Source organism: Tritonibacter sp. SIMBA_163 (assembly GCF_046535935.1).
Classification (GTDB): domain Bacteria; phylum Pseudomonadota; class Alphaproteobacteria; order Rhodobacterales; family Rhodobacteraceae; genus Epibacterium; species Epibacterium scottomollicae.
In genome coordinates, this window is the sequence record NZ_JAWJBP010000001.1 from 402,542 (window position 1) to 427,683 (window position 25,142).

The 25,142-nt window shown below is 61.9% G+C and carries 21 protein-coding genes and 1 tRNA gene; 9 read left to right on the forward strand and 13 right to left on the reverse strand.

Features of this window, described 5'->3' with window-relative positions; all coding sequences use genetic code 11:
- Nucleotides 1-4: 4 nt before the first annotated feature.
- The 4 genes from R0J92_RS01845 (at nt 5) to R0J92_RS01860 (ending at nt 4,554) form a co-directional block, all read left to right on the forward strand.
- Entirely contained in the window at nt 5-2,962 is a 2,958-nt protein-coding gene (locus tag R0J92_RS01845) for a helicase-related protein (protein WP_411050535.1), read from the forward strand.
- A gap of 7 nt (nt 2,963-2,969) precedes the next feature.
- Nucleotides 2,970-3,344: an RNA-binding S4 domain-containing protein gene (locus tag R0J92_RS01850; RefSeq protein ID WP_106162266.1), complete on the forward strand. Its 375-nt coding sequence runs from the start codon at nt 2,970-2,972 to the stop codon at nt 3,342-3,344.
- Nucleotides 3,345-3,411: 67 nt separating this feature from the next.
- A complete protein-coding gene (fdxA, locus tag R0J92_RS01855; RefSeq protein WP_106162267.1) occupies nt 3,412-3,750 on the forward strand; it encodes a ferredoxin FdxA in 339 nt (112 codons plus the stop codon).
- Between the two features lie 291 nt (nt 3,751-4,041).
- Complete coding sequence (locus R0J92_RS01860; protein ID WP_106162268.1) at nt 4,042-4,554, forward strand: CarD family transcriptional regulator; 513 nt, start codon at nt 4,042-4,044, stop codon at nt 4,552-4,554.
- Nucleotides 4,555-4,638: 84 nt separating this feature from the next.
- On the opposite strand, the gene cobS is transcribed toward R0J92_RS01860, so the two are convergent.
- Entirely contained in the window at nt 4,639-5,391 is a 753-nt protein-coding gene (cobS, locus tag R0J92_RS01865; RefSeq protein WP_411050536.1) for an adenosylcobinamide-GDP ribazoletransferase, read from the reverse strand.
- Nucleotides 5,392-5,492: 101 nt separating this feature from the next.
- Here cobS and cobT point away from each other — a divergent pair, with 101 nt between their 5' ends.
- Complete coding sequence (gene cobT / locus R0J92_RS01870) at nt 5,493-6,503, forward strand: nicotinate-nucleotide--dimethylbenzimidazole phosphoribosyltransferase (RefSeq protein WP_411050537.1); 1,011 nt, start codon at nt 5,493-5,495, stop codon at nt 6,501-6,503.
- A gap of 39 nt (nt 6,504-6,542) precedes the next feature.
- Here cobT and R0J92_RS01875 read toward each other — a convergent pair whose 3' ends face one another.
- The 3 genes from R0J92_RS01875 to R0J92_RS01885 all read right to left on the reverse strand — a co-directional run bounded on the left by R0J92_RS01875 (nt 6,543) and on the right by R0J92_RS01885 (nt 10,366).
- Complete coding sequence (locus R0J92_RS01875) at nt 6,543-8,420, reverse strand: monovalent cation:proton antiporter-2 (CPA2) family protein (protein WP_411050538.1); 1,878 nt, start codon at nt 8,418-8,420, stop codon at nt 6,543-6,545.
- A gap of 203 nt (nt 8,421-8,623) precedes the next feature.
- Nucleotides 8,624-9,847, reverse strand: a complete 1,224-nt coding sequence (locus R0J92_RS01880) for a chemotaxis protein (RefSeq protein ID WP_317386819.1) — start codon at nt 9,845-9,847, stop codon at nt 8,624-8,626.
- Between the two features lie 63 nt (nt 9,848-9,910).
- Nucleotides 9,911-10,366 (reverse strand): Lrp/AsnC family transcriptional regulator, encoded by a 456-nt coding sequence (locus R0J92_RS01885; RefSeq protein WP_106162273.1) that lies wholly within the window; start codon nt 10,364-10,366, stop codon nt 9,911-9,913.
- A gap of 138 nt (nt 10,367-10,504) precedes the next feature.
- On the opposite strand from R0J92_RS01885, the gene hppD reads away from it, so the two are divergent.
- A complete protein-coding gene (gene hppD / locus R0J92_RS01890) occupies nt 10,505-11,605 on the forward strand; it encodes a 4-hydroxyphenylpyruvate dioxygenase (protein ID WP_411050539.1) in 1,101 nt (366 codons plus the stop codon).
- Between the two features lie 139 nt (nt 11,606-11,744).
- Here hppD and R0J92_RS01895 read toward each other — a convergent pair whose 3' ends face one another.
- A complete protein-coding gene (locus tag R0J92_RS01895) occupies nt 11,745-14,558 on the reverse strand; it encodes a hypothetical protein (protein WP_411050540.1) in 2,814 nt (937 codons plus the stop codon).
- A 242-nt stretch (nt 14,559-14,800) separates the two neighbouring features.
- On the opposite strand from R0J92_RS01895, the gene R0J92_RS01900 reads away from it, so the two are divergent.
- Nucleotides 14,801-15,517: an SIMPL domain-containing protein gene (locus R0J92_RS01900; protein WP_317386816.1), complete on the forward strand. Its 717-nt coding sequence runs from the start codon at nt 14,801-14,803 to the stop codon at nt 15,515-15,517.
- A 95-nt stretch (nt 15,518-15,612) separates the two neighbouring features.
- On the opposite strand, the gene R0J92_RS01905 is transcribed toward R0J92_RS01900, so the two are convergent.
- The 3 genes from R0J92_RS01905 to R0J92_RS01915 all read right to left on the reverse strand — a co-directional run bounded on the left by R0J92_RS01905 (nt 15,613) and on the right by R0J92_RS01915 (nt 19,009).
- Nucleotides 15,613-16,905, reverse strand: coding sequence for an O-acetylhomoserine aminocarboxypropyltransferase/cysteine synthase family protein (locus tag R0J92_RS01905; protein ID WP_317386815.1), 1,293 nt, complete (start codon nt 16,903-16,905; stop codon nt 15,613-15,615).
- Nucleotides 16,906-17,044: 139 nt separating this feature from the next.
- Nucleotides 17,045-18,034 (reverse strand): hypothetical protein, encoded by a 990-nt coding sequence (locus R0J92_RS01910; RefSeq protein ID WP_411050541.1) that lies wholly within the window; start codon nt 18,032-18,034, stop codon nt 17,045-17,047.
- A 99-nt stretch (nt 18,035-18,133) separates the two neighbouring features.
- Complete coding sequence (locus R0J92_RS01915) at nt 18,134-19,009, reverse strand: hypothetical protein (protein ID WP_106162279.1); 876 nt, start codon at nt 19,007-19,009, stop codon at nt 18,134-18,136.
- Nucleotides 19,010-19,208: 199 nt separating this feature from the next.
- Between R0J92_RS01915 and R0J92_RS01920 the strand changes: the two genes are divergently transcribed.
- Together R0J92_RS01920 and R0J92_RS01925 are read left to right on the forward strand one after the other, a co-directional pair.
- Nucleotides 19,209-19,284, forward strand: a tRNA-Thr gene (locus R0J92_RS01920).
- A gap of 160 nt (nt 19,285-19,444) precedes the next feature.
- Entirely contained in the window at nt 19,445-19,678 is a 234-nt protein-coding gene (locus R0J92_RS01925) for an ATP-binding protein (RefSeq protein WP_411050542.1), read from the forward strand.
- Nucleotides 19,679-19,707: 29 nt separating this feature from the next.
- On the opposite strand, the gene R0J92_RS01930 is transcribed toward R0J92_RS01925, so the two are convergent.
- The 5 genes from R0J92_RS01930 to R0J92_RS01950 are packed head-to-tail and all read right to left on the reverse strand — an operon-like array spanning nt 19,708 to nt 25,042.
- The gene (locus tag R0J92_RS01930; RefSeq protein ID WP_411050543.1) at nt 19,708-20,256 is read right to left on the reverse strand and encodes a histidine phosphatase family protein; all 549 of its coding nucleotides are present in this window, start codon (nt 20,254-20,256) and stop codon (nt 19,708-19,710) included.
- Nucleotides 20,256-21,326: an MBL fold metallo-hydrolase gene (locus R0J92_RS01935; RefSeq protein WP_411050544.1), complete on the reverse strand. Its 1,071-nt coding sequence runs from the start codon at nt 21,324-21,326 to the stop codon at nt 20,256-20,258. The genes R0J92_RS01930 and R0J92_RS01935 overlap by 1 nt, the downstream gene beginning before the upstream one ends.
- Before the next feature lie 13 nt (nt 21,327-21,339).
- Nucleotides 21,340-22,383, reverse strand: coding sequence for an ABC transporter ATP-binding protein (locus R0J92_RS01940; RefSeq protein WP_411050545.1), 1,044 nt, complete (start codon nt 22,381-22,383; stop codon nt 21,340-21,342).
- Nucleotides 22,371-24,077 (reverse strand): ABC transporter permease, encoded by a 1,707-nt coding sequence (locus R0J92_RS01945; protein ID WP_411050546.1) that lies wholly within the window; start codon nt 24,075-24,077, stop codon nt 22,371-22,373. Before R0J92_RS01945 ends, R0J92_RS01940 begins: the two co-directional genes overlap by 13 nt.
- Nucleotides 24,074-25,042, reverse strand: a complete 969-nt coding sequence (locus R0J92_RS01950) for an ABC transporter substrate-binding protein (RefSeq protein WP_411050547.1) — start codon at nt 25,040-25,042, stop codon at nt 24,074-24,076. The genes R0J92_RS01945 and R0J92_RS01950 overlap by 4 nt, the downstream gene beginning before the upstream one ends.
- Nucleotides 25,043-25,142 lie beyond the last annotated feature (100 nt).

Consider the following 25,142-nt stretch of genomic DNA (forward strand, 5'->3'; position numbering starts at 1 on the left):
TGCAATGACAGCTGCATCCCGGGTCATGGCCGTCCTTGGTCCGACCAATACAGGCAAGACCCACTACGCGATTGATCGCATGCTAGGCTATCGGACCGGGATCATGGGCTTCCCGCTGCGCCTGCTGGCACGCGAGGTTTATGACAAGATCGTAGGCTTGCGCGGTCCCTCGGTGGTGGCGCTGGTCACCGGCGAAGAGCGGATCGTGCCGCCGCGCGCGAAATACTGGATCTGTACCGTTGAGGCGATGCCCGAGGGCATGGGCTGTGATTTCCTTGCCATCGACGAAATCCAGCTTTGTGCCGATCCGGAACGCGGCCATGTGTTCACCAACCGGCTGCTGCATGCACGCGGCACGACGGAGACGCTGTTTCTGGGCGCGGATACCATGCGCGGGCCGATTTCTGCGCTGGTGCCGGGGGTGGAGTTCGTACGGCGCGAGCGGTTGTCGGAACTGGTCTATGCGGGCTCCAAGAAAATCAGCCGGATGCCGCCGCGCACCGCCATCGTCGGCTTCAGCGTCGACAATGTCTATGCCATTGCCGAACTGCTGCGCCGTCAGAAGGGGGGTGCGGCGGTGGTGATGGGGGCGCTCAGCCCGCGCACCCGCAATGCGCAGGTCGAGCTCTACCAGAATGGCGAGGTGGACTACCTCGTGGCCACCGATGCCATCGGCATGGGGCTGAACCTTGATGTGGATCACGTGGCCTTCGCCTCTACCTCGAAATTTGATGGCCGCCGCATGCGGGAGCTCGCGCCGAATGAGCTGGCGCAGATCGCCGGTCGCGCGGGGCGCGGCATGAGCCATGGCAGCTTTGGTGTCACCGGCGATGCCCGACCTCTGGATGAGGGCGTGGCCGAGGCGATCATGGAGCATCGCTTCACGCCGCTGAAGAAGCTCAACTGGCGGTCGGCGGACCTGCGGTTTGGCTCCATCGACGCGCTGATTGCCTCGCTCGAATCAAGCCCCGACCATGAGGTGCTGCTGAAGGCCCGCGAGGCCGATGACCTGATGGTGCTGAAGAGTTTTGCGCAAGATGCGACAATCCGCGACAGGGTGCGCGAGGCTCCGGCGGTGCGTCTGTTGTGGGATGTGTGCCGGATTCCCGACTTCCGCGGCATTAGCCATGCAGAGCATTCTTCTTTGCTTAGCGGCATTTTCGGCTATCTTCAGGATGGCGGTGTGGTGCCGGATGACTGGTTTGCCCGTCAAATTCGTCGGATTGACCGTACGGAAGGCGATATTGACACATTGTCGAAACGCTTGGCGTTTATCCGCACATGGACGTATGTGGCACAGCGAAAGGGCTGGCTGCGTGACGAAAGTCATTGGCGGGAGGAAACCCGCACTGTAGAAGACAGGTTGTCCGACGCCCTGCATATGCGTCTGACGCAACGATTTGTGGACCGGCGCACATCTGTTTTGATGCGCCGGCTCAAACAGAAGGAGGCCCTTTTGGCCGAAGTAAATGACCAGGGTGAAGTGACCGTCGAAGGCGAATTCGTCGGTAAGCTCGAAGGCTTCCGGTTCTCGCCGGACAAGACCGCACAAGGAGCGGAGGCAAAGGCGCTGAAATCAGCGTCGGTGCAGGCGCTCGCGCCGCAGTATCATCTGCGTGCGGACCGGTTCTACAACGCACCCGATACCGAAATTGATTACACCGATCAGGGCGGCCTGATGTGGGGTGAACACGCTGTCGGCAAATTGGTGGCCGGCGCAGATGCGCTGTCCCCGCAGATCGAGGTTTTTGTCGATGATGCCGCGGGTCCGGATGTGGCCCAGAAGGTTGAACGCCGCCTGCAGCATTTCATCTCGCGCAAGATCCAGGCTTTGTTCGAGCCGCTGATCAACCTGCAGAAGGATGAGGCCCTCTCCGGTTTGGCCCGTGGCTTTGCCTTCCGCATGGTGGAATCGCTGGGCATTCTGCCGCGCGCTGGCGTGGCGCAGGAGGTGAAGGATCTGGACCAGGACGCCCGTGGTGCATTGCGCAAGCATGGCATCCGGTTTGGCCAGTTCACCATCTTCATGCCGCTGCTGCTGAAACCGGCGCCGACCCGTCTGCGTCTGCTGTTGTGGTCGCTGGCCAATGGCTTGCAGGAATTCCCCGAAGCGCCGCCTCCGGGTCTGGTGACGGTTCCGTCGATGCCGGAAGCGCCCGAAGGCTACGATACCATGGCAGGCTATCGTGCTGCCGGGCAGCGCATGATCCGGATCGACATGCTGGAACGTCTCGCAGATCTGCTGCGGGCCGAGGACAGCCGGGGTGGCTTTGAAGCCAAGCCCGACATGCTGTCGATCACCGGCATGACGCTGGAGCAATTCTCCGATCTGATGCAGGGCCTTGGCTACCGCGCAGAGAAGGGCGAACGCACCAAGGTCAAGGCGGTCGATGCCGTGGTGACCGAAGGCGGGACACCTGCGGCGGATCAGCCGGTGATGGATGCGGCCGCCGAAGCGGAAGCCACACCAGCCGCAGCACCTGTCGACGCAGATGCAGCCGAAGCGGCTGCGGATGTGCCAGCCGGTACCGAAGAGATTGCGGATGAAGGCGTGGCGCCCGTCGCGGCAGAGCCTTCCGATGCTGATGTTGCGGAACCGATCGCGGAGACGGCAGATGCCGAAACCCCGGTGGGTGAGGCTGCTGATGCTGCGATCGAGGAGCCCGAGATCGAGGTGTTCTACACCTTCACCTGGGGGCGTACTCCGCGTCAGGGCGGCAATCAACGCGGTCAGCGTCGCGGCGAAGGTCGCGGTCAGAAAGCTGACGGCGCAGGCCGTGGCAATGCACGCGGTGGTGGCAAGCCACAGGGCAAGCCCGGTGGCAAGAAAGGCGGCCGTCCGGACCGTGGTGGTGACAAGGGGGCCAAGACCTATTCCTCCCGTCCTCCGCGCAAGGAAAAGCAAATCGACCCCGACAACCCCTTTGCCGCAGCGCTGATGGGGCTGAAACAGGACGACTGATTGCGTCATGAGTGATCACGCGGGCAAGATCCGGATCGACAAGTGGCTGTGGCATGCGCGGTTTTACAAAACCCGCTCGCTGGCAGCCAAACAGGTCGGGGCGGGTCATGTCCGCGTGAATGGCGCAAAAGTTTCAAAGCCTTCTCAGAACGTCTCCGTTGGGGACGTTCTGACTTTTCCCCAAGGGTATCTGGTGCGCGTTGTACGCATCGCCGCCCTGTCGGAGCGACGTGGCCCGGCCTCCGAGGCGCAGACACTTTACCTTGATATGACCGAGCCGCAGGACAAACCGCCTGCCAATCCCAAATTTGAGGGAAAAGGTCGCCCGGATAAGAAGCAGCGCAGGGCGCTTGGTCTTACTCGTGTCTGGGACGATCATTGACGGCTTGAAGCCTGCACGCTTGTGGATTAGCTAAACGTCCAGACACTGGAACGGGATCCAAGCCAAAATGACCTACGTCGTTACGGACAATTGTATTGCCTGCAAGTACACCGATTGCGTCGAGGTATGCCCGGTTGACTGTTTCTACGAGGGTGAGAACACGTTGGTGATCCATCCCGATGAATGCATCGACTGTGGTGTATGCGAGCCAGAGTGCCCCGCCGACGCGATCCGTCCGGACACCGAGCCGGATATGGACAAATGGGTGGAATTCAACCGCAAGTACTCCGAGCTTTGGCCGGTCATTGTCTCCAAGAAGGACCCGCTGCCGGGTCATGAGGAGAAAGACGGCGAAGAGGGCAAGCTGGAGAAATACTTCTCCGAAGCGCCCGGTGAAGGCGGCTGAGACAGCGCTGTTTCGGGGCATTTCGCGCGAAATAGGCGTTAAAGATTGACCCATACGTCATATTGACGTGCCCTGCCGCTTTCGGAGGGCGCGTTTTTGTGCTATATTTAACGGATGTAACGAAATACGTAGAATATCGCCCGCCGTGATGATCACATGATTCGTGTGTCTCTTGGTGGGCTGTCTGCGCCAATTCGATGCCCAGCGGCCCATGTTTCATGTGCCGCGCAGGTGAGTCGTGGCGTGGGCCAAGTCGGCATGGTTGCCGTGTCATCGCGAGGAAAGACCTGTATGACCAAATCGAAGAAGCTCGAGTTCCGCCCTAACGATTATATTGTCTATCCGGCCCATGGGGTTGGTCAGATTATGTCGATCGAGGAGCAGGAAGTGGCCGGCTACAAGCTGGAGCTATTCGTGATCACCTTTGAGAAAGACAAGATGACCCTGCGGGTTCCGACCCACAAGGCAGTCGACATTGGCATGCGCTCGCTGTCCTCTCCGGACGTGATCGCGCAGGCGATGAAGACGCTGAAGGGCAAGGCCAAGGTCAAGCGGGCCATGTGGTCGCGCCGGGCGCAGGAATACGAACAGAAGATCAACTCTGGCGATCTGATCTCGATCGCCGAAGTGGTCCGCGATCTGCACCGGACCGACGATCAGCGCGAGCAGAGTTATTCCGAGCGTCAGCTTTATGAAGCGGCGCTGGAACGTATGACGCGCGAAGTTGCTGCGGTCTCCGGTGGCGATGAAATCGCAGCTGCCAAACAAGTGGATGAGGTTCTGACCTCGCGCGCGGCAGCCTGATTTATTCAGTTCTGTGAACACAAAGGGCCGTCCCGGTGGGGCGGTCTTTTTTGTTGTCTGTACGCTGGACTGCGATCTGCTGCGTCAGAGCAGTGCCAAGAGCGCAAGCCCGGCAGCGATTTCGCAGAGCTGCTGTGTGGCGCCGAGGATATCGCCGGTCTGACCGCCGATCTTCGCCCGGGCAAGGGCACGCAGGCCGAGCACCACTGGCACCAGCAACAGGCCAACAGCCACCGCAGTCACGCCGATGCAGACAATGCCCAGACCTAGCGCAAGGACAACGCCGGCGACCACATGCGCGCCGTTTGGGCGGCCAACGCTGTGCGACAGGCCGGTGTCCCGCGCATGGGGCAGGCTGGCCATCATCACCGGCATCGCAGCGCGGCTGAGGACGGCCATGACCACCAGCGCCCAGATCATGCCAGCGCTCAGCAGTGCGGTCAGCGTCACCCAGCGCAGCCCGCAGCCCAGACCCAGTGCCAGCACCCCATAGGTGCCTATGTGGCTGTCTTTCATGATCTCAAGGCGTCTTGCCCGGTCAAAGCCACCCCAAAGCCCGTCCGCCGTATCCGCCAGCCCGTCTTCATGCATGGCGCCGGTGATCAGCACTTGCACCGCCAATGCGAGACCGGCGGTGATGGCAGGTGACCACCATCCCAGCGCCAGCTGTGCGGTCGCAAGCGCCAGAAGTCCGACGATCAGCCCCGCCAGCGGGAAGGCCCAGACCGCATGGGCCTGGCGGCCAAAGCGGCTTTTATGCAAATGCGGCAGGGGCAGGCGGGTCAGCAGCACCAGCGCAAGCAGTATATCCATTGCCTTGAAGTCGTTTTTTCGCATGGTGATGCCTCTGGCAGGTCTTCTCGGCGCGCGGCGCGGGGGGTAAACAGGTCAGACACCGCTTTACCTGCGCGGTGCGGTCCGACGCAACGAGGCTTTTCATGCTGCCAGAATTTAGCTCACTCTCCGCCTTTCGCGCGGCGCTTTCCAAGGCGCCTGTCGCCGATGCCACCGCGCGTGCAGGCTGCGAAGCCCGCAATGGTCAACTGACAAAACCACCGGGCGCATTGGGACAGCTCGAAGACGTCGCGATCTGGTACGGCAGCTGGCGCGGAACCGACAAGCCGGACATCTCGGCGCCACAGGTGATTGTTTTTGCGGGCAATCACGGCGTCACCGCACGGGGGGTTTCAGCCTTTCCGGCAGAGGTTACGGTGCAGATGGTTGCCAATTTCAAGGCTGGCGGGGCGGCGATCAACCAGCTTGCGAAACTCGCAGGCGCGCGCATGGATGTGCATGCGCTGGATCTTGATCGCCCGACGAGCGATTTCACCGCAGCTCCTGCAATGACCGAAGCGGAGTTCCTGTCGGCGCTACAAACCGGCTGGGCGGCAGTGGATCCGGCCTGTGACGTGCTGGTGGTTGGTGAGATGGGCATCGGCAACACCACCTCTGCCGCGGCCATCTGCCATGCGCTCTATGGGGGAGAGGCCGCCGACTGGACCGGTCGTGGGACGGGAGTGGATGATGCCGGGCTTGCGCTGAAGGCGCAGGTGGTTGCTGAGGGCGTGGCGCTTCACCAATCCGCAGACGGGCTGGATATTCTGCGCTGCCTGGGCGGTCGTGAAGTTGCAGCAATGGCGGGTGCGATCGCGGCGGCCCGCATGCTGCGCATCCCGGTGATCCTGGATGGGTTCATCTGTTGTGCGGCGGCGGCCTGTCTGGCGTGCGTGGCCGATGGGGCGCTGGATCACACCATCGCCGGCCATCAAAGCGCAGAGGGCGCCCATGCGGCCCTGCTGCAAAATCTCGGCAAGGCACCGCTGCTGTCGCTTGGGCTGCGCCTGGGAGAAGGCTCTGGTGCGGCATTGGCGATACAGGTGCTAAAGGGCGCAGTGGCCTGCCACACCGGCATGGCAACCTTTGCCGAGGCAGGCGTCTCCGACGGCTGAGTGCCGCACATCCGGGCAGCGCGGTTCAGCCTGAGAAGCTCATCGTGACCGTTTGACGTGTTCCTCCGCGAGGGACAGGAGCGCGGTTTCCAGATCTTTCTCCAGTTCCCGTGCGCGCTTGATGTAGGCGGGGTTTTCGCTGGCAGGGGTGCCGGGGATCCAGTGCCCCGCCAGCTCCCGGACAGTGTGCCGGTCATGTGCGTAGAAGGTCTGCTCTGCCTGTGCGGCCTCGTACTCGCTGAGGCCGATGTTCTCCAGAACATAGCGACCTGCGCGCAGCGAACTATCGAACATCTCGCGCACGATATCGTTGGCGCCCGCCTTGTAGAGTTCAAACACGTGGTTGCGATCATAGGCGCGGGCCACGATGTGAATATGCGGGTAGTTCCGCCGGGCATCGGCGACAAGCTTGGTGGCATTGTCCTGATCGTCCAGGGCAACCACCAGAACCTTTGCCTTGGCAATTCCGGCGGCCTTCAGCAGTTCCGGGCGGGTGGGGTCGCCAAGGAAACTCTTGACCCCGAAGCGGCGCATCAGCTGCACGGCCTGCATGTCACTGTCCAGAAGAACAGTCTTGAAGCCGCTGGCATTCACCAGGCGGTGCACAATCTGGCCGAAGCGACCAATCCCGGCGATGATGACGGTGCCTTCCTCGTCGATCTCATCAGGCGTGTGTTCCACATGCGCGTCCTTCATCCGGTTGGAGAGGATCTCGTAGAGGATGAACAGAAGCGGCGTGATCAGCATCGACAGCGCGATCACCAGCAACAATTTCTCGGACAGGTCCGGCGTCACCACGTTCAGTTGCAGTGAGAACGCCAGCAGGACAAAGCCGAATTCGCCTGCTTGTGCCAATCCGAGCGTGAAGAGCCAGTGATTGCGCCCTTTCAGGCCAAACGCCTTGCCGACGAAGTACAGCACAGTGCCTTTGGTCAGGATCACCAGAAGCGCCAGACCGATCACGTCACCCGGTTCGGCCAGAAATAGGCGGTAGTTGATGCCCGCGCCGACGGTGATGAAGAACAACCCCAACAGCAGGCCCTTGAACGGCTCAAGGTCACTTTCCAGTTCATGTCGAAATTCGCTGTTGGCCAGAACCACACCGGCGAGAAACGCACCAAGCGCCGGGGAGAGGCCGACCAGTGTCATCAAAAAGGAAATCCCGACAACGATCAGCAGCGCCAGCGCCGTGTACATCTCGCGCAGGTTGGAGGCATGGATGAAGCGAAACACCGGCCGGGTCAGATAGACGCCCGCGAGGATGACAAAGGCCACCGCCCCGATCGTCATCAGGGTCACCGCCCAGCCTGGCATGCCCTCGACCAGTGACAGGGAGTGATGTGCCGCATCTGCCGCACTATCGCCGCGTTGGATCGAGCCATCATGCGACAGAGATGTCAGTGGCGCTGTGGCGAGCAAAGGCAGGAGTGCGAGAATCGGGATCACCGCGATGTCCTGTGTCAGCAGAACGGAGAATGTCGCCCGACCGCCGCCGGTTCTGGTCAAACCTTTCTCGGACAGGGTTTGCAGCACGATCGCGGTGGAGGACAGCGACAGCGCGAGGCCTACGGCAAGTCCGACCTGCCAAGTGTGACCAAATGCGATGGCCGCCCCGGCCAGCAGACCCGTCGAGGCAAAGATCTGCAGACCTCCAAGCCCGATCAGATGGTGTCGCATCGCCCAGAGCGCGCGCGGCTCAAGCTCCAGACCGATCAGGAACAGCATCATCACAACGCCGAATTCGGCAAAGTGCTGCAAGTCCTCCGCTTCGGATCCAACAAGTCCGAGGATGGGGCCAATGATGATGCCGGCTGCGAGATAACCGAGAACCGATCCTAGGCCGAGGCGCGCGGCGATCGGTACGGCAATCACGGCGGCGGCGAGATAAATTGACGCTTGAGAGAGAAAACTGTCCATAAGATAATATTGCCAGATTTTGGAGACTTGGCATAGAGATAGGCGCGTTTCGTCGGTTCTTATCTCCCCGTGCGACAAAAAGAAATCAGCGTGGCTGATGTGCAGCATGTTGCAGGGCTGGATGAGGCGCCCGCGCGTCAATGCAATCTGCCCCCGAAGCGGCAGGCTCCGAGGGCAAATGTGTCAACCTAAGTCAGCGGGGGTTATTGCGCTTCGATCGAGCGGATTTCCTCGCCAAGCTTGGCGATATGTTCCAGCCGCTCCGAGATGCGTTCCTGAAAGGCCCCCAACTGGTCGATGATATCCGAGAGTGTTTCGCCGGAGGAGGGAAGGCGAGCGCTCTCGATCTTGCACAGCACACGGGTCGAGCTGAGGCCGAGGAAATGACGGTGCATGACCTGACAGGCGTTGATGATACGGTCTGCCTCGATATCCACCTCGGCCATACCCGACTGGGCAAAACTCGATTGCTGCTCTGCAAGGTCGGTGAGCAACCGGCGCTCAGTATCCATTTCGGTGTCGCCAAGGTTGCGCCGCTCGATTTTCAACTGGGCGTCGCATTCCGTCAGTATGCGCGTCAAACCAGCGATGAAGAGGCTGGAGTTCACGGAGTGTTTGACGGTGGCGAAGTTGGTGTTCTCGCCCATCACGTTGCGCTCGAACCAGTCTGACATTTCCCGCGACATTGCACCGTAGTTCTGGGAGAGAACGGTCACCGGCCCGCCCGATGGTTCGATGCGCGAGGCAATGACGCGCAGGTTATGCGGGATCGTGTGCATCGCCTCGAAGTCTTTTACGAGGCCGTGTGTCTCATCCAGCAGCTTCTCTGCATTGCGCAGCATATCGCGCAGATCGGAAATCTGCTGGTCAGGTTTGCGGCCCAGTCCTTCGTCACGGGCGATGAGTTCTTCGGCCAGCGCGTGGGATGCAAAGTGCTGATAGTCGTCAAACCCCCTCGAATGGACCCAGTCGAGCATGATTTGCATGCTTTCGGTGGGGGACAGCCCGCCCTCGGTCTCAGCTTTGACCATCTTGGCATAGAGTGCCTGAATATCGCTGAACAATTTGCTGGAGGGTTTGATGCGAGCAGAGAGATAGCCACCTTCACAGGGAACAACAGCCGCAAACACCCAATAATGCAGGCCGTCCTTCGCCTTGTTCTTTACATATGCACCGATGGTATTGCCGGATTTCAGCGTGTCCCAGAAGATCTGAAACAGGCCTTTTGGCGTGTCCGCGTGGCGAATGATCTTGTGTGGCGCGCCCAGGACCTCGTCCCATTCGTAGTGAGATACGCGCTGAAACACGTAGTTGCAGGCTTGGATAACACCACGCTCATCGGTCCTGGAGAAGAACACTTCATCCAACTCGAAGGGAGCTGCTCCGCTTTTTGGGCGGGTTTCAATGCGACGGTCGACAAAAGACACGAGGGCGATTCCATCTAATGATCAATTTGGACCCACCATAGCCCGCCAGAAGTTCACGTATTCTTAAACTGGTAGCGGGCTGTCGCCCTTTAACTGTGCCATTACGATTTGGCTGTGCACGCGTCCGACAGCGGGATGTGGCAAAACAACCTCGTGCAGCAAGGTGTTGAGCTCCTGCAGATCGTGACAATAGACGCGCAGCAGGTAATCCGCCTCGCCGGTCATGGTCCAGGCTGAGGTGATCTCGGGCCGACCGGCCACCAAGCGGGCAAAGCTGGCGGCATTGTCCGGCCCATGGCTGTGCAGGTGAACCTGCACGAAACACTGCACCGCAAGACCGAGTTTTCCGGGGTCGAGGCGGGCCACATAGCTCTGGATATAGCCCTCGGTCTCCAGGCGTTGGCGCCGCCGCCCCGCCTGGCTGGAGGAGAGGTGCAGAGCTTCGCCAAGCTCTTGCGCGGTGGCCTGGGCGTCCTTTTGCAAATGTGCGAGCAATTTAATGTCGATGGCGTCAAGCATGCGTGAATTCCCCGAATGTCTGCTTCATGGTGCGCGATTTGCGCGAAATGTAAAAGGGTTCAGTGCGAGATTGCGCAAAATATGCACCTCAGATGCGGTAATATGAGGCCAACGTAGCAAGCAACGCAGGAGATACGCATGGGACCCTTCCCCCACGACGCGCCGAAGTCCGTGATCAGCGACGAGAACCCCGCCGGCACCGACGGGTTTGAGTTTGTCGAGTTTGCCAGCCCCAACCCGGAGGAACTGCGCGAGCTGTTCACCAAAATGGGCTATGAGCTGGTCGGCCGCCACAAGACCAAACCGGGCATCGAGCTATGGCAGCAGGGCGATATCACCTATATCCTGAACGCCGAAAAAGGCACCTTTGCAGAGAAGTTCGTCGAGCTGCACGGCCCCTGCGCGCCGGCCATGGGCTGGCGTGTGGTGGATGCGCAGAAGGCCTTTGAGCATGCGGTTGCCAAGGGTGCGGAGCCTTATGAGAGCGCCGACAAGACCATGGATGTGCCCGCGATCAAGGGCATCGGCGGCTCGCTGATCTACTTCATCGACCAGTATTACGAGACCTCGCCCTATAATACGGAGTTCGAGTGGCTGAAGCAGTCCAAGCCGCGCGGCGTGGGGTTCTACTACCTCGATCACCTGACCCACAACGTGTTCAAGGGCAACATGGACAAGTGGTTCAACTTTTACGGTGATCTGTTCAACTTCAAGGAAATCCGCTTTTTCGACATCCAGGGCAAGTTCACCGGCCTCTTCAGCCGCGCGCTGACCTCGCCCTGTGGCCGCATCCGCATCCCGATCAACGAGGACCGCGGCGAGACCGGCCAGATCGTAGCCTATCTGAAGAAGTACAACGGCGAGGGCATCCAGCATATCGCCGTCGGCGCGCGCGACATCTATGATGCGACGGACGAGATTTCCGAGCGCGGCATCCAGTTCATGCCGGCCCCGCCAGAGACCTATTACGCCATGAGCCAGGACCGGGTGAAAGGCCATGAAGAGCCGCTCGACCGGATGCAGAAACACGGTATCCTGATCGACGGCGAGGGTGTGGTGGACGGCGGCGAAACCCGCATCCTGCTGCAGATCTTCTCCAAGACCGTGATCGGGCCGATCTTCTTTGAGTTCATCCAGCGCAAGGGCGATGACGGCTTTGGCGAGGGCAACTTCAAGGCGCTGTTCGAGTCGATCGAACAGGAGCAGATCAACAATGGCGAAATCGAAGCTGCAGAATAATCTGCCCGGTCGGTCCCCGAGGCGACCCACCCACAGGTAAACAAGAAAGCCGGGCAAGATGCCCGGCTTTTTTATGCAGTTCAGACCGTTGTCTCTTCCGGCCCGTTGTCCGCGACGTGCCAGTCAGACGAGATCTGGTTTAGCTGTTGGGCAGGTTGAGCGTCCTGTTGCGGCCGCCTTTCTGATATTGCAGCTGGCTGTCGCCGATTGCCACGATCCGCCCACCATCAATCCGGTCGCCGACCTTGACCTTCACGTAGCGTCCAGACGGCAACCGGACCAGCGCGCGGCGGGCCGAGGGTTTGCCATAGACCCCGATCAGGTTCACGCGCCGCAGGTTGAGCGCGCGTTGCACGGTGGCCTGTCGTGCCACAGAGGCGGAGGAGGGGATGGAGGGCGTAACCACCGCCGCAGGGGCCGAGACTGCGGCTGTCTGTTGTTGCTGCTGACGCCGCTTTGCGCGGTCCACGAGGTTGGCGAAGTTCGCAGGGCGTGCCCGGGGTTGCGGCGCGCGCGCAACGGCCAAGGCTGTGGCGGGTTGGCTTTCCTGTTCCTCGGTCTTCAGCGAGGCGGGCCGGGTTGGTGGGCGCTTGGACAGAAGCTCTGCACGTACAACGCCGCCGTGTTGCGCGCGTTCGGCCTGTTCCACCAGGTCATTTGGCCGTGTCCGGGGGCGCAGCTTTTGCAGCAGCGCAATGCGTGCGGTCGTGTCTGCCGCTTCCTGCTCTCGTGCAGAGGGGCGGTCCGGTGTCGCGGGCGGTGTGATCTCGGGGCGGCCGGAAAACACCATGATGCCGTCCGGATTCAACGTGCCCTCGGGCGTGGCTTCGACCAGCCCGCGCGCGTCGAGGTCAAAGGCGCGACCGGCTTCGGTCGGATTGGACACGGCGCCAAACGGGGTGTCGGTGTTGAGCGCGGTTCGTGCGGGCAGGGCGATGGCGTCCTGAGACAGTTCGGTATTGTCGATCGAGGCGACATACATGCTGTCGAGATCAATCAGCGGCGGCAATTCCGCGATATCCGGCACGCGTTGCCAGATCCCGGTTGCTGCATACTGGGCCGCTGCCTCAAGATCGGCGACCGTACCGTCCAACCCTTCGCCCGCATCGCCGGCGTCATCTGGCACCACACCATCTGCCAGCGCTTCAGGGTCGATGTCGGCCCCTTCATTGCTCGGGCCGTCTTGTGATATCTCCTGCGCCTGGCCGCTCTCGTCGCCAGTGCCGGAGATGTCGCGCGGCGCGGGCAGGGAGGCAATGACAAGATCCTGGCCGTCAATTGGCGCGACCTCATCGACCACGGGCGTTCCGAGGGCTTCAAGAACGGCGGCGTCGGTGACGGTCAAACCATCAGGATCGGCCTGCGGTGCCGCGACCTGACCGGTGTCGAAGTCCGCAGGCAGGGAAGCGTCATCGGACGGCAGGAATGGCGCATCGCTGGCGGACAGGCCCGGTGCGACAAGGCCTGCGGCCCGTTCGGAATCCTCGGCGGTGGCAAGTACCGGGGTGGCGACCGGGTCCTCGGTCTGGACCAGGTCCGCACGTCTGAGATCGGACCAGAGCTCGGGCAGTTCCTGAACCAAGGCCCAGGCGCCGAGCGCCGAGACGGTGGCCAGGGTGACCGCGACCAGACCGATGCGACCCGAGCGGGAGCGCAGAGATCGCGCCTGTGGCATCTGGCTGATGTCGTTCTGGGGCGGCGACACGGGTCTGGCGGCAGCGGGTGCCGTATCCGCCGCAGGTCTGGGCGGCGCGGAGGTCGTATGCGCCAGAACCGGTGTCGGCATGGACAGGCTCGGGGCGGGCGGAACGGAGGCGGTCGGCGACGATTCGGAGGCGTCTCGCTGCGGCCCGGTGGTAAGCGGTGCCTTTGAGCGGAGGTCTGCGCTTGCCGTTTCGGCGGTCTCCGGCCTCAGCACGACAGCCGCGGTTGGGCCTTCGGTTGGCGCGCGGCGCTGTGCGCTCAGCGGTGCTGTTTCGCCACGCGCACGGCGTGAGCTGAAACTCAGCGCCGCTGCGGCGTCTTGATCCTGCGCATCCTGGTTTTCGTCAGGCTGGGGCGACGAGAGGTCGTCCGGTGTGTTGGGGGGGCTGTCCAGCTCAGTGGCCTCCGCGCCGCTGCTCTGCGTCGGCTCTGCGGAGGGCGGTGCCGCAGGCAGAATGATGGGGCCGCCGGAATGCGGGGCAAGCGCGTCTTCGCCTCTGCCCATCGCGTCCACTTCGGGTTTTTTGAACAGGTCTGCCTGCGCATCTGTCTCGGCCTCACCGGCCTTGGCCGCGGGTTGATCGTCTTCAACAGATGCGTCTGCGGCATCGGTGGTCTGCGTGTCTGCGGAGTGGGCCACATCCGCGCTGCCTGCCGAGAGCTCCGAGGCTGGCGCCGCGCTTATGGAGGCCGCGTCGCTGTCCTCGAGGCTCAGGGGGTCAATCTCGACCACCGCGATATCATCTGGCTCAATCTCCAGCCCGCGCGCGGCGCGGGGGGTGCCAAAGAAAGGTTCGCCCAAGAACACATGGCCTTCTGGTGCGGCAACGAAGCTTACGGGGTCAAACCCATGTGCGAGCGCAAAGCTCTCGGCTTCCTCGAGGGTTTCGATCGCCACGGCTGCCACATGGGTCTCGGCACCATCCGGGCTGATATCAAAGGCGAGTTCTGACACGCTGTAGGGCGTTGCGCCTTCAAGTGCCTTGCGTGCCGACGTGATCCGCGCGTCGTTCGACCGCTCACCTGTCTGGATGGTCAGGTAGCGGATCTGCGCATCGGGCAGGATCAGCTTGCAGTGCAGGGACTTGCCGGGCAGGGCAGCGGTGGCCTTCGCACGCAGGGCCGCCAGGGCGGCGGGCATGTCCGGCGTGTCGGTCGGAATTTCGCCGACACGTTGCCATCCGCCCGCGCCACGCACCAGCAGCGCGATGCCGTCGAAAGAAAGAGAGAGCGCAAACTCTGGTTTCATCAGGTCATCAGTGTCTTTTGTCTGCGTGCCTCGCCCCTCAGGGAACCGTTGCATCCCGAAAGGCGAGCGCCATGAAAGACGGCCAACCAATCCGGGAAGCCCGTGCCGGGGCGCCGTTATTGTTGCGCAAACCATAGAGCAGTAACCCGCCGAGGGGAAGCAAAAGCACGAAAGCTCCCCTTGCGCGCGGGGATCTGCCACTCCCATGTAGACCTCAGATCGACACTAGCGGAGGATCCCAGATGTTGAACCAGAAAACCATGGCCCTGATGTTGGCAGGCGCTGTTGCGTTTGCCCCCCTGTCCCTGAGCGCGGAAGAGCTGCGCCAGTTGCATGTGACAGGAGAAGCGAGCATGGATGTCGCGCCGGATCAGGCCGTGATTACCCTTGGCGTGCGTGAACAGGCCGAAGAGGCCGGTGCCGCGATGGAGCAGGTCTCCGTGCGGATGAACGAGGTCATGACCAGCCTGGGCAACAGCGGTATCGCGGGCGAGGACATGCAGACACAGCACGTGTCGATGCATCCGGTCTGGAGCCAAGTCCGCCGCGACGGGCAGGACGAACGCAGCATCACCGGCTTTGAGGCCTCCAATATGCTGACGGTGACCCTGCATGACATTGATGGCATCGGTGGGGTGCTGGATGATGTGTTGCGCGCGGGCGCGAATGAGTTCCGCGGGCTGTCGTTCTCCTACAGCGAGCGGGACACCGCGCAGGATCTTCTGCGTACGCAGGCGGTTGAAAATGCGTTTCACAAGGCGCGCCAGCTGGCCGAGGCCTCAGGCATGGCGCTGGGACCAGTGCGCGAGATCCGCGATGGTGGATCTGCGGGTGGTGCGCCGATGATGGCGATGGAAATGGCGCGCTCTTCCGATATGCCGATCTCTGCCGGCACCGTGAGTTTGGAGCACAACGTCTCCGTCACATTTGACATCATGGAGCCGTCTGGCCCCAACTGATTTTGCGCCTAATGCGGTGTTGCAAAATGGAAAAAGGCCGGGATTTCCCGGCCTTTGCAGTTTTTTCGTCAAAGCGGCCTGGGCCCTGTGACGTTTCAGCCGGAGGCTTTCGCAAGCGCTTGATCGAGATCCCGGATCAGGTCGTCGGCGTCTTCGATCCCGATGGAAATCCGCACCACATTGGGACCGGCACCGGCCGCCTCCTGCTGTTCAGCCGTCAGCTGGCGATGGGTGGTCGAGGCCGAGTGGATCACCAGCGAGCGCGTATCGCCAAGGTTGGCCACATGGGAGAAGATCTCGAGACTGTCCACCAATTTGATGCAGGCATCGTAGCCGCCCTTCAGTGCCACGGTGAACAGGCCGCCGGTGCCCTTGGGGTAGCAGCGTTTGGCGCGCTCGGCATAGGGCGAGGAGGGCAGGCCCGCATAGGTCACGTGATCCACGCGCGGGTCGTTTTCGAGCCAAGCTGCCACCTTCTCGGCGTTTTCCACATGGCGCTGCATACGCAGGGACAGGGTTTCGATCCCCATCAACGTGTAATGCGCCGCCTGCGGGTTCATGGTCATTCCCAGATCGCGCAGCCCGATGGCGATGCCATGGAAGGTGAAGGCGAGGTTGCCGAAGGTCTCGTGGAACTTCAGCCCGTGATAGGCGGGTTCGGGCGCCGACAGGGCTGGGAACTTGTCCGAGGCCGACCAGTCGAACGTGCCGGAATCAACGATGCAGCCGCCGGTGACGGTGCCGTTGCCTGTCAGGTATTTGGTGGTGGAATGCACCACCAGCGTCGCGCCATGCTTGATCGGCTGGCAGAGGTAAGGCGTGGCGGAAGTATTGTCGACGATCAGCGGCAGACCAGCGGCGTCGCTGACATCGGCCACCGCGCGAATATCGGTGACATAGCCGCCGGGGTTGGCCACGGATTCGCAGAACACCGCGCGGGTGTCATCGTCGATGGCATCGCGCACGGCGTCGAGGTCGTCGAAATCGACGAATTTCGCCGACCAGCCAAAGCGCTTGATGGTCTGGCTGAACTGGGTGACGGTGCCGCCATAAAGCCGGGTGGAGGCCACCACGTTCTTGCCCGGGCTCATCAGGGCAAACAGGGCCATGATCTGGGCCGCATGACCGGAGGAGCAGCAGACCGCGCCGACACCGCCCTCAAGCGTGGCCAGCCGTTCCTGCAGCACCGCGACGGTGGGGTTGGTGAGGCGGGAATAGATGTAACCCACTTCCTGCAGGTTGAAGAGCGCGGCCGCGTGATCGGCGTCCCGGAACACATAGGAGGTGGTCTGGTAGATCGGAGTCTGGCGGGCACCGGTGGCCGGGTCGGGGCGGGCGCCTGCGTGAATTTGCAGCGTGTCAAAGCCGTAGGTGGGGCTGTCGGACATCTCGATTATCTCCCTTATGTCGCACTCAATATCAAGCTGGCGACAGAACACACCGGGCGCGGCCTTTGTGCAAGGGAAAGCGAGCAGGTTTCATCTGCAATTGTGACCTATGGATCGGCGCGGCGGCGCGATCTGAGGGTCAGCGCATCCAGAGGCCTTCGGATTTGATCCGGTTGCGGATCGCCTGTTCGCGGCGGGGCAGGTTGTCCTGATCGAACAGGGCGCGCACGCGGTGTCCCTTGCCCTGATAGACGAGACGTTTGATCGGCTCGTAGGTCTTCAGGACCTTCTTGATCTTGTTGGGCGCGCAGACCTCTTCCAAGGTGGCAACCACATGATCGCTCTCGCGCGCATAAAGCAGCGGGAAGGTGCGGTAGTGACAGCTGGTGTGCCCGTCCAGATAACCGTCGGGCAGGGTGTCGCGGCCGCCGCCAAAGGAATGGATGACCAGCGGCAGGGCCACCTGATCGAGCCAGGGATCGAGGGACTGGCCCACGATTTCCACGGGCGGGTCATCCCGGATGGATCGTGCATAGTCCAGGAAGCGTCTGCCAAAGGCGCGCGGGCAGGCACCGAAGAAATACCCGGCGTTGAAATAGAGATACCGCTTCCAGTATTCGTCCGGCTGGTCCAGGTCGAGGCTGCTGTCAAAGTCGAGGTTGAAGCGCCCGTACAGCGCACGCCAGATGTCGGCGTAGCCCGGTCCGTAGAGTGTGGGTGTGGGCCAGGTGCCTTCACGCCGCAGACTGGCGGAGGGGCGCGAGAAGTCGAACGGAACGTCGCCCAGGTCGCCAGTAATCAGCGTGTCGGTGTCAAAAAAGACAAACGGCTCGCCTTCTGGCAACACGGACAGGGCTTCGATCTTGTTGCCATAGGGGTAGGATTGGCCGAAGTGCTGTGACTCAAACGGCAAGATCTCTGCGTCCAGTCGTGACAGCGCCTCAAGCACCGGCTCATTGCGGATGGACGGGTCGCGGGCCCAGAGCGGACCGGGCCGCGGGACGGCGACGCACAACCGTCCGCGAAAGCTGGGGTTTGTCTGGCGCAATGATGCGGCGAAGAGCACGGCCTCGAACATCAGCCGACCGGACTGGCCTACGATCATGATGTTGTAGTTTTGCCCGGACATGGAACCGCTCGTGTCATTCTGGAAATGCTGACCTCTTCCTAACCACCGGGGCAGGGACGGTAAACACTCTTGCGTCCGATGTGTTGCCGGTCGGCGGTCTTAGGGCGTCAGCAGTCTGACGTCGGGAATACGGCTCAGCTGGTCGACATCGGCGTCATAGGCCTCTTCGATCCGGGCGATGAGCTCTGGCGTCCACTCTTCGATGTCCAGTTCCTCTTCAAGCGCCTCTTCGATGGCATATTTGTCGAGAAAGGCGGCGAAGATGCGACGTTTGTACATCTCTGTTATTTCGGGACGGTCATGCAGATAGGCGCGCATGCGTCGCATGCCTTCGCGCGTCATGATGGTGCCCAGCAGGTCCATGCCGCCCTTGACCTTGCTGTCGGCCTCCAAATTGCCCAGCTCGCGCAGGATTTGCGCCCAGATCATGGGCAGATCCTCGTAACACCAGAGCGTGATCGGAACATCCGGCACAGCGGCACGAATGCGGGCAATCATCGCCGACCAGCGCAGCTCTGCCGGGTTGGTGGTGCTCAGGACGTCCTGTCGGCGCCCGGGGCCCGCCTTTTCCAACAGTTTTGGTAAAAAACCGGTCGGGCTGCGGATTGCCATATAAAGCTCAAGATCGTCATTGGGAAAGAGCGCCTTGAGCGCTCGCATACGGTCCTCCGCCTCCGGATAGAGACGCTGACCGTCAAGCGCATCGCGCTGTGAGCCAAAGAAATGCGGGTTGGACAGCACCACGCGATCGGCGTGCTCTTCCTCCAGGATGGCGTCCCACAAGAGATCCTGCGCATCCTCCGACGGTGCGTGGTCCTTTGAGGCCGCCATGCACTCCTTCAACAGGGGGCGATACTTGGCAGGTCCCGGCACCGAAGTTCCACGCGCCAGAAAGCCCTCCTTGTTGCGCAGGAGGGTCTTCATCAGGCGATCTTCTTCTGTGCCATGCGCGCCGGCATGTATTATGACCTGCATTCTACTGACCTGTCTGTCGCGTTCTATCGCGTCTGAAGAATGCTATGCATAAATTGCGTCGAGTTTGCGGTCAAATCGCAACTTATCGATGGCCCAGCTGCAAAATGAGGAGCCCGTCCCGCCGGTGCAAATCCATCTCCGGTCTCGTTCATTTTGTCTCTTGCCAAGCCGCGCCAAAGTGATTATCCCGCCGCGAAAGGCCCCTATAGCTCAGCTGGTAGAGCAACTGATTTGTAATCAGTAGGTCCGCGGTTCGAGTCCGTGTGGGGGCACCATTTTACATTTCGATGTAAATCTCGACAAATCTGAAATGTTATAGTGGCTTTTGGAGCTTGCTAGCCGTTTTCGCAGTCGCATGCCGATGGGAATGGCCATTTTGCGTGTCGCACACACCCGTGCTCCGCTATAGTTGGACTTCATCAGGCACCCTCCTGCTTGCGCAGCTGGATCCTGTTTACGGCCAACCTCGTCTTCGGTGAATGTCCAGGCGTCTTCGTCGACGCCAAGAGGGCGACCGCGCGGTTCGACCGCCTTGTCCACCATTGCGTTGTTGTCGAAACTGGCACACGGAACTGGTGCTTCAGAGCCCGCGGTGAGACGGTATCGCGCTTGCCCGATAGGGTGAAGGCGACACCGGTTCGGGCCATCTGCGGGTGTGTACGAGAGTGAGGGATGCCCAAAGCGGCCAAGAGCCGTGGTCAGAGCGGATGTTCCACATGTCGTCCTGCGTGATGGCGAAAGAGCACCGGGTGGGCGTTGGGAGGACGCTCTCCCACACTGCCGAGACACGCGAGCAGGCGTGTCGCCCTGATCACACCGGAATGGCATACCAGAACCGGCAAGGTGGGCCCGGCGGAGGCGCAACAGTCACTGATCGCTGCATGGACGCGCAGGATCATGTCGTTCCATCCATCGCCGCCGTCGGGCGTTTCGTCTCGGGGGGGCAACCGGGTAAGCGGGCGTCCTTCGAAGACTCCCCAGTCGCGTTCTCGTAGCCCCGCATGCGGCGTTGTGACACGATCAGGAAAGCCAAGCTGGGCGGTTTCCTTAGCGCGCGCCATCGGGCTGCAGAACACTGTAATCGGTTGCTCCCAGGTCAACGTGGCCAGGCTGCGGGCCTGACTGCGGCCATGGTCTGTCAGCGCGACGTCCAGGCGGCCGGCGATGATGCTGTCGCGGTTGGCCGTCGTCTCGCCATGGCGGATCAGGCAGATCGTGCGCGGCGGGAGGGGGGGCAGATCTTCCATCACAATGTCACCGTCTCATGCAGGAAAACCTGCGCCTCAAAGCCATTTTCCACCAGGTATTCCTCTGGCAAGGTGCAGAAGGCCGGTGCAAACCGCGTCGCACCAAGGCGCCGGATCATGGCGATCTGATCCGACAACGGCGGGTGGACGTTCCAGCGGCGGAAATAGCCGCCCTCAACGGTTTCGACACCACGGGCATGGGCGGTCATATGTCCGGTGAAAACCACATGCGCGTCGCGACCCAACCGCCCGCTTTCACGCCACGCACGGACATAGGCCCAGGCGGCCCCGCCGTCGGCATTGGGCGTGTCGCAGATCAGAAACCGTGCCTCGTCCAGTGGGCCGCGCTCCAGCAACGGAGCGATTTCCTGTGCGCGATCCGCGACACCGCCAGAGGCAAGTGCGGCGCGCAATGTCATGCAGCATTCCGGGTCCAGCAAAACCGCCTCTGGTCCGAAGCGGCGCATCAGATGCAGCGCGAGTTCGCCGGCGCGCCCCGAGGGCGGCACGGGAAACAGGACCTGACCGGGCAATGTGTCGATCAGCGCGTCAAGGTCGGCGAGGCGTTGGGATTGAGTCACATTGCTCAGGTGATAGGAGCAGTCGATGATCGCGGTGGCCGCCTTGGGTGGCAGATCAAAGGCGAACCATGCGCTTTCCTCCGACCAATCACCCGAATAGAACAGCCCTTCACCCAGATCAAAATGGAACCACACGCCGCCAAGCGCGTGCCCATTGAGGCCGGTGGTCAGGCGAATGCCGTCGATCAGCGTCTCGCCGCGTTCTGGCAGCTCGATCACCTGCGCCGATGGGGGAAGGGCCTGTGCGGTACGGCGGGTGGCGTAGATCGGCAGGCCTGCCTCTACCGCGTAGGCCGCGCCGCCGATGTGGTCGATATGGTCGTGTGTTACAAAGACCGCATCGACGCCGTCGAGCCAGCTGGGGTCGAATTTCGCATTGGCCTCGGGACCAAACCCGCAATCCAGCAACCAGCGCTGACGCCCGGTGTTCAGGCGCATGGCGGCGGGGCCCTTGTCTCCGATGCCGGAGAGAACGGTAATGGTGCTCATGTGTGTCTCCGGATCAGGCGGCGGCAAAGGCCCAGGGGGCCGTCAGCGCGAGGCCGATGTGTTCGCCCGGCGCGTAGCGGGTGTTTGACTGGGTGACGAGAGGCTCGCCGCTTGCAGCCACCAGATCGAGCCGGTAGCGCCCGCCCAGATAGGTCACACGTTCCACGCGGGCGCGGATGTCGCCGGTCTCGGCAATCGTCAGGTTTTCCGGGCGTAGACAGGCCATCTCCGGGGTTGGGGTGTCCGTTTCAACCCTCAGCCGCGTGCCGAGCAAGGTGGCCTCACAGGCGCTGTCAGAATGGCTGGTCCCAGTCAGGGGCACAACGGCGCCATCGCCGATGAATTCGGCGACAAAGCGACTTCGGGGGCGGGCATAAAGCGCCTCGGGCGTGTCCAGCTGCATGATGCGCCCCTCATTCATCACCGCGATCCGGTCCGCCATCGCCATGGCTTCGGCCTGATCGTGAGTGACATACACCATGGTCGCGCCCGTGCGCTGGTGAAAGTCGCAGAACACGCCCTGCATGGAGGCCCGGAGTGCGACGTCGAGGTTGGCGAGCGGCTCATCCAGCAGCACGGCAGTGGGATCAGACACAAGGCAGCGCGCCAGGGCAACGCGCTGTCGTTGCCCGCCAGAGAGGTCGGAGGGCATGCGGTCGCCATAGGGACCGAGGGCCGTGGCCTCCAGAGCGGCATCGATACGGGCCTCGCGATCAGACTTTGACAGTTTTCTGATTTCCAGCGGGTAGCCCACGTTACGGCGCACCGTCATATGCGGCCAGAGCGCGTAGGACTGGAACACATACCCGATGTTGCGCTCTTCCGGCGGCACAATCAGGCGCGTGTCTGCGTTGGCGACCTCGCGATTGCCGATGCGGATCGATCCTGCGCTGGGCTGTTCAAACCCGGCCAGCAGACGCAACAGCGTGGACTTGCCGCAGCCAGAGGGGCCGAGCAGGGCCAGAAATTCCCGATCATTCACACGTGTGGTAACCGATTGCAGGGCGGGGGCGCCGCCGAAATGTTTGCCGATGTTTGTGAGGGTCAGCTCTGCCATGGGACAACTCCTTTGGGCAGGCGGCGAGATGTAAGCTGGATCACCGCCATCAGGATCATGACGACAAAGACGATGGTCATGGCGACGGCAGAGGCCATCACCGTCTCGCCGCTGTCGTCGAGGTTGAAAATCACCACGCCAAGGGTTTCCGTGCCCGAGGACCACAGCAGGGCGGACACGGTCAGTTCGTTGAACGCGGTCAGAAAGACGAGGATCGCCCCCGCAGCGGCTGCCGGTGCAGAGAGCGGCAGCACGATATCGCGCAGGCGGCGCCAAAGCGGTGCACCAACAGATTGTGCGGCCTCGTTCATTGCGGGATCAAGCTGTCGCAGGCTGGATTGCACGGGCCGAAACATCACCGCAAAAAACCGGGCGAGATAGGCGAGGAAGATAATCCAGATCGTGCCATAGAGCGTCAGGTCGGTGAAGGGCAGGTTGATCAGCAGCAGGATCATGGCGATCGCCAGCACCACACCGGGCAGCGCATAGGGCAGGTCCAGAAGACTGTCAAAGGCGCGGCTCAGGCGGGTTTGATGGCGGTCCATCAGCCAGGCCAGTGGCAGGCACAGGGCCATCAACACAACGGCAGCGCCGATCGACAGACCAAAGGAATTCACAAAGGCCCGCCGGGTCGAGGGCTGACGAAACAAGGCCTCATACCACCCATCAAGCGACACCGTGTCGAGCCGAAGTGGCACGCCGTAGGCGGGCACCAGCGATGTTGCGAGCAATCCCATCATCGGCAGCACCAGAATCCCGGCAATCACCAGCCAAAGCGTGATTTCGACCGGCAGGCGTGCCCGTCCCAGCGGTATTGCAAGCGGGCGGCCGGTACTGCCGACCAGATGCACACGTTGGCGGCGTTGGAAAAAGCGCTGTATCAGAATGCCGGTGATGGCCACGATGCCGATCAGGATCGCCAGCACTGCGACCTCTGCCAGAACGGTTGTGCCCATGCCCGCAAGCCGTTGATAAATCAGGGTCGGAAGGGTGGCGTAACCTGCGGGAATACCAAGCATTGCGGGGATGCCGAAATTGCCAAGCGCGGTCACAAAGGTGATTGCTACTCCGGCCAGCAGGCTCGGCAGTGTCAGGGGCAGCACCACTTGCCACCAGATGCGAAACCCGCGCGCGCCCGAAATCCGTGCGGCTTCGACCACTTCTTGGGGGATCGCGCGCAGACCAGCGCGCAGGGTCAGGAAAATGATCGATGTATGCTGGATCCCGAGGAGCAGAATGATCCCCCCAGGCGAATAAAGCGGCTGCGGCGCGCCAAGGGGCGGGGCAAGGCCAAGCGTCTTCAGCAAGACCGAGGACGGTCCCATCATCTGCGTCCAGGACAGGGCGGTGATCTGCGGTGGGATCATCATCGGGATCATCAGGCAGAACACCAGCGCAGCCTTGCGCCGCAGATCCGTCAGGGCCACCAGAAAGGCAAAGACACTGCCGATGAGAACGGAGATCACTGTTCCCAATCCGGCCGTCACAAGCGAATGACGCAGGGCGGAGTGGGTCGCAGGTTTGGCCAACACCTCGGAGAAGAACGTCAGGTTGAGGCTTCCGCCCGCGGTGACACCTTCAAAGAACAGTCGCGCGACAGGGGCGAGGGTCACCAGGATGGCCAGCCCGAGAATAAGCGACAGCAGCCGGCCCTCGGACCGGCTGCTGCTGGGATTTGCGGATGCGAGGGTCATTCGGCGCCGAAAAGCTCTGCGAATTTCGCCTTGTTGGCGTCGGCTGTGGACAGCGCCTGTGCCGGATCAAAGGACATCAGCTTGATGTCGTCACGCGCCGGGAAGCCTGCGGGCACGCCCATGTCGTTGCGGGCCGGGATGTAGCCCATGTCGAGAACCAGGTCCTGACCTTTCTGGGACAGCACGAAGTCGACGAACTTCTGCGCGGCATCGGCATTCTTCGCGGTGTCGAGGATCGCGACAGGTTCGGTCACATAGGAGACACCTTCCTGCGGGAAGACGAATTCCACCGGGGATCCGTCGGCCTTGTTGCGGATCGCTAGGAAGTCGACAACGACGCCATAGGGTTTTTCACCCGAGGCCACGGCCTTGAAGGTGCCGCCGTTGCCGCCCTGTGCGCGCGCCTCGTTGGAGGCGAGATCGGTGTAGTAATCCCAGCCCAGAGCCTTGTCGCCGGTCAGGGTCGCCAAGTGAATGAGCGCGGCACCGGAATAAAGCGGCGAGGGCATCGCGACCTGCCCCTTGAGGGAGGGATCGGCCAGATCGGACCAGGAGGTCGGCTGGACCTCGGCGCCGGTGTTGTAGACGATGCCGGTGGTGATCAGCTTGGTCGAGTGATAGAACCCCTCGGCGCTGTAGAGCGCGGGGTCATAGGCCGCGGCTTCCGGCGATTGGTAGGCCTTCAGGTGGCCGTCCTGTGCCATGCCCTCAAGCGTGACGGTGTCTGCGATCAGCAGGACGTCGGGCTGCGGGTTGCCGGCTTCGATTTCCGCCATCAGACGGGCCATCAGCTTGGTGGTGCCGTCGCGAACCCACTCAACCTCGATCTCCGGGTTGGCTTGGGTGAAGGCATCGACGGTCATTTGCGCGTCAGCATTGGGTTGCGATGTGTAGAGGGTCAATGTCTCGGCAAACGACGCAGATGCGGTCAGGGCGAGGGCGGCGGCGGACAGAAGGGGTTTCATCCGAAATCTCCAATTTGGCTTTCGTTCGAAAGTTATGACGCTGCCCGTATCCACTGAGTCTGAAACGGTTTTGTGACGGTTTGGCAAAGAAAATATTATC